Raw genomic sequence first — 1,032 nt, 5'->3', positions numbered from 1 at the left:
CGCCACGGCGTCCACCCGCAGTCCGTCGATGTGATAGACTTCGAGCCAGAACAGGGCGCTGGAAATGAGGAAGTTCAGGACTTCGTTGCGGCCGAAGTTGTAGATGAACGATTTCCAGTCCGTGTGAAACCCTTGGCGCGGGTCGGCGTGTTCATAGAGGTGCGTGCCGTCGAAATAGCCCAAGCCGTGTTCGTCCGTGGGAAAGTGGGCCGGGACCCAATCCACGATCACCCCGATGCCGTGGCGGTGTAGGGTATCCACGAAAAACATGAAGTCCTGAGGCGTGCCGAAGCGGCTCGTGGGAGCGAAGTAGCCCGTGGTCTGGTAACCCCACGAACCGTCGAAGGGATGTTCGGTCACGGGAAGAAGTTCCACGTGGGTAAAGCCCATCTCCTGCACATAGGCCGCCAAACGCGGGGCCAGTTCCCGGTAGGTGAGCCAGCGGTTGCCTTCTTCGGCAACCCGCATCCAGGAGCCCAGATGGACTTCGTAGACGGCCATGGGCGCCGAACGGGAATTGACCGTCTTTCGGGATTTCATCCAGGCTCCGTCCTCCCAGGAATAGCCGGTGACGTCCCAGACCACGGAGGCCGTGCCGGGCCGTTTTTCCGAATAGAAGGCGTAAGGGTCGGCCTTTTGGACCTTATAGCCGTTGACGCGGGACGTGATGGCGTATTTGTAGAAGGTTCCCACGCCGATCCCCGGGATGAATCCTTTCCAGATGCCCGTGTCGCCGAAACACTCCAAGGGGTGGCCCGTCTCGTCCCAGCCGTTGAAATCCCCCACCACGGAGACCTTTTCCGCATTGGGCGCCCACACGGCGAAATGCACTCCGTCCTCGCCGCCCATGCGGCAGGGGTGCGCCCCCATCTTTTCCCACGACCGATAGTGACTGCCCTGCTTCCACAAATACACAGCGAAATCACTGAAAAACCGCCACTCGCTCTCACTCATCTGCCGCATCCCACCTTCATGCCCTCTTCTTGTGCCCTATGCCCACGAACCCCGATCGATGAGGCCCCAACGCAGCAG

The 1,032-nt window shown here is 60.6% G+C and carries 1 protein-coding gene; it reads right to left on the bottom strand.

Translation table 11 applies throughout. From position 1 onward, the window contains the following. A partial coding sequence (locus tag ABJK56_RS06985; protein ID WP_347243947.1) for an alpha-amylase family glycosyl hydrolase occupies positions 1–954 on the bottom strand: 954 nt, incomplete at its 3' end. Positions 955–1,032 lie beyond the last annotated feature (78 nt).

Origin of the sequence: Thermogutta sp. (assembly GCF_039793925.1) — a bacterium.
Lineage (GTDB): Bacteria > Planctomycetota > Planctomycetia > Pirellulales > Thermoguttaceae > Thermogutta.
This window is presented reverse-complemented; position numbering and strand designations above follow the sequence as displayed.